Annotated in this window: 7 protein-coding genes; 6 read left to right on the forward strand and 1 reads right to left on the reverse strand. The window is 42.1% G+C overall.

The window, feature by feature from the left end; translation table 11 throughout:
- Window positions 1–59: 59 nt before the first annotated feature.
- A complete protein-coding gene (locus QUA03_RS28575; RefSeq protein ID WP_333217060.1) occupies window positions 60–638 on the reverse strand; it encodes a tetratricopeptide repeat protein in 579 nt (192 codons plus the stop codon).
- Window positions 639–656: 18 nt separating this feature from the next.
- On the opposite strand from QUA03_RS28575, the gene QUA03_RS28580 reads away from it, so the two are divergent.
- The 6 genes from QUA03_RS28580 (at window position 657) to QUA03_RS28605 (ending at window position 3,294) form a co-directional block, all read left to right on the forward strand.
- On the forward strand, window positions 657–800 hold the full coding sequence (locus tag QUA03_RS28580) for a hypothetical protein (RefSeq protein WP_333217062.1): 144 nt from the start codon (window positions 657–659) through the stop codon (window positions 798–800).
- An 11-nt stretch (window positions 801–811) separates the two neighbouring features.
- A complete protein-coding gene (locus QUA03_RS28585; protein WP_333217064.1) occupies window positions 812–1,081 on the forward strand; it encodes a hypothetical protein in 270 nt (89 codons plus the stop codon).
- A 9-nt stretch (window positions 1,082–1,090) separates the two neighbouring features.
- On the forward strand, window positions 1,091–1,357 hold the full coding sequence (locus tag QUA03_RS28590; RefSeq protein WP_333217065.1) for a hypothetical protein: 267 nt from the start codon (window positions 1,091–1,093) through the stop codon (window positions 1,355–1,357).
- 137 nt (window positions 1,358–1,494) lie between these two features.
- Window positions 1,495–2,367, forward strand: a complete 873-nt coding sequence (locus QUA03_RS28595) for a ParA family protein (RefSeq protein ID WP_333029965.1) — start codon at window positions 1,495–1,497, stop codon at window positions 2,365–2,367.
- The gene (locus QUA03_RS28600; RefSeq protein WP_333094468.1) at window positions 2,364–2,810 is read left to right on the forward strand and encodes a hypothetical protein; all 447 of its coding nucleotides are present in this window, start codon (window positions 2,364–2,366) and stop codon (window positions 2,808–2,810) included. The genes QUA03_RS28595 and QUA03_RS28600 overlap by 4 nt, the downstream gene beginning before the upstream one ends.
- 151 nt (window positions 2,811–2,961) lie before the next feature.
- Window positions 2,962–3,294, forward strand: a complete 333-nt coding sequence (locus QUA03_RS28605) for a DUF6444 domain-containing protein (protein WP_333217067.1) — start codon at window positions 2,962–2,964, stop codon at window positions 3,292–3,294.
- Window positions 3,295–3,351 lie beyond the last annotated feature (57 nt).

Genomic DNA, 3,351 nt, shown 5'->3' on the forward strand with positions numbered 1-3,351 from the left:
CAGTAAAACCGGAGTCAAAATCCTCCAAAGGTTTACCCTACATACTCCGACGCCTTTTGTCAATGGGGGAACTTCAGCTTAGGATTGAGCAATATCGCCTCTGTGTAATCTTCAATTGCTCCCAGATAGTCCGCTAGTTCAGCACGAACAAGAGCCCGGTTATTGTAGGCATTTGCATACTTAGGATTGAGCTTAATTGCTTGATTGAAATTTTTAATTGCTCCCTCAAAATCTCTTTCTTTAGCCTTATTTATTCCCAGTCCATCGAAATCCTCAGCACAGATAGGAGGGTGCGATTGCACCCTCTCGACCACAACCTCGTCACAAAAGTTGTCCAGCACTTCCTCAACTTGCTCGGGTTCAGCATCTTGAAAATCATAGTTACTCTGTTCTTTTTGCTCTGTCTCAGTTTTAGTGACTGGATTAGCAATAATATCTCTCGAATCTAGCCCTAGCTTTTGACAAATCTCTTCAAAATTCAAACGGTCAACTGGTTCAGGTTTAAAAAAAAGACTAACAGTTGAGCGAGCTATTCCTAACTCTCGCGCTAAAGCAGTCTTATTTAAACTATTTCTGACTAAAGCTTGTTCTGCTTTTTTGATGCCTTCTAGAGATGCCTTTAATCCTCTTATAGCCATAGCCTGACTCCAACACTTATGGCTATTGTAACTGAACGAATGAAAGTCAGACACAAACTCAGACAGAAAGTCGGACACATCAGACAGTTTAGCCGGTCGCAATCTCAGACACCGACCCTCGAAGCTAAGGATGTAGTGATTCACTACTCAAAACTTAGCTAACGGAATTAATCATGTACAACAACAATCAGCACAACGAAGCCAAATTATCCCAGCAAATACCCCCGCTTTCCCAAAAACAGGAATACGACTTCCAAACTCAAAAGAAAGTAGGAAAGACAGGAGAGGCGATCGTAGACCAGTGGTTGCAGATTCATGGCTATCGCATTGAGGATGTCTCAGATTTGCGACAGTATCAGAAAGCAGGTATTGACCGCGTACTAATTCGCCCAAACGGTTCAACTGCAACTGCTGAGTATAAGACTGATATAAAAGCCAAGTAAACTGGAAACTTGTTTTTTGAAGCTTGTGACGATCGCAACCGTCCCTGTTGGGGATGGACTTCTAAAGCCGATCTCTGGATATTTTTCATTCCTCAACAGGAGATATTGGTCGTCGAACCGGGTAAATTCAGGTTGTTAGTTTCGCAGCAACAGCCAGAACTCTCGCAGAAAGTAGTACCAAATCGAGGCTACAGTGTAACTGGATTACCTGTTCCATTAGTAAAGGTGCGGAATATTGCTAGTCACGTTTTCAAGTTTCCTGACGTTCTTTTCTAAAAAGAGACTCCCTGTTAATCTGGCGATCGCCTTGAGTAGGCGATCGCCATTATTCGAGTAATAATACTTAGCAAACGCTAATTGGGCGATCGTTATGTTTTAATAAAAAATTGAGCAAAATCCCAACAAAACTAGCCATGAGTCCTAAATCAATAGCCGTAATCAACTTCAAAGGCGGTGTCGGAAAGACCACCGTCACTTGGAGTCTGGGAAATATTATATCCCAAGGAACCGACTTAGAAGTCTTGATGTTAGACTTAGATCCGCAAATGTCGCTCACAGAGGCGATCGGACTTAACGAAAATACAGGTCATTTAGATGACAAATTTGGTAAGTGGTACGAAAAATCTCTCAAGCACAGACTTACAATTTACGACGCTCTAGAAGTCTTTAAAAAAGCCGGACAGAATTTTAAATTTCCCGTTGGTTTCGACACCATTTATCAGATTGACGAACAGTTGCATTTTGTCCCTTCAGTTGAAGAGTTGTATTGGTTGGATATCGATGGATTTGAGGGGAAAAGTGTTAAAGACTTCATCCGCAGATTCATCGGCAAAATCGCCAACTCTGCCAATCTCCCCAAATACGACTTGATGCTTTTTGACTGTTCGCCTTCCTTCAGTCTCCTCACCTACAGCGTACTCTCTTGCTGCGACTTAATATTAATTCCGGTCAATCCAGATTATTTTGGTTCTAGGGGATTGAGTTTAGTTTTAAACTCGCTCCAAAAACGGATTGAGCCTTATCCGTTTCCCAAGATAGCAGTCTTTATGAATAAAGCTAAAACCTATGGAGGATTGCTGACAAATGAAGTTCAGTTTTACATGAGAGAAGTAAAGAGACTTTGCGATGAGATATCAAAAGATAATAACATAGAAGTTAGATTTTTAGAATCTACTATTCGGGAAAGCGTCGGGCTAAAACGGGCGATTAATGAGGGAGAACTACCGCGAGAATTAGTTAGAGAATTTGAAAAACTATGGCGCGAGTGTGAGGAGTATCTGAAATGAGTAAAAAAGAAATTTTGGCTGCTTCCGAACAAGAAAGCGGGGGGTTAGTTGAGGAAATTGGCGAACTTAAGGAAATCTTGCGGGACGTTGCTCGAAAATTAACCCGGCTTGAGACTCAAGTCAAGCGGGGAGTGATTTCTGCTGGCTCAAAAACTTCGGATATTCCCAGGGGTGCTGATGTTAATAAACCTGTTAATTTATCGGCTAGAAATGTTCTAGAAGTTTATGAAGAACTGCGTTTACAAGCTAAGAATGGTAATGAAGAAGAGGTGAGGCAAAAGTTGTTGGCAATGAGTGCAACTGACTTGAACTTGATGTGTTGCGAGTTAGGGATGCCGCCCAGCAGCAAGAATCCGTCCCGCAAAAAAATGTTCGAGCTAATTATTGGCAGAATTAAACAGAGTTTGAGGCTGTCGCGGCATATCGACAGACAAACACTTTGAATCGGGCATTGGGAATTGGGCATTGGTAATAGCTTGGACTTAGAATTTGCGTAAGGATTCAGGTAAAAATAGTTCCGCAGAGAGCCGAACAATATGGTAATGTAGTCAGATGAGCTAAAAGTCAGAGTTATCAGCAGCACTAAAATTAGAAATGGTTGACCAGTTGAGTCGTGAGGAGCTGGTCAAAATTGTGCGCACCCAACAGAAGCTGATTGAAAAATTACAACTCCAGCTCGAAAAGCTCCAAGAGAGACAGCCCAGCAATAGCAAAACATCATCGAAACCCCCATCAAGCGATCTGATACAGAAATCAGAGACAGCCGCTTTTGACAACTCACAAGAGTCAGAGTCCCAACCAAAACGCAAAGCAGGAGGACAGCCGGGACATATCGGCAAAACCCGAAAAGGGTTTGGGCGAGTAGATAGATATCAAATCAGCACTCCTGAATCTTGTGAGCATTGTGGTAAGCTGTTCGACATCTAAACTGCATTAACTCGCGTTACCTTTGTTTTTGATCTTTCGGTTCCATTTCATAATTAA

The organism is Microcoleus sp. S36b_A4 (assembly GCF_036700645.1).
GTDB lineage: Bacteria > Cyanobacteriota > Cyanobacteriia > Cyanobacteriales > Microcoleaceae > Microcoleus.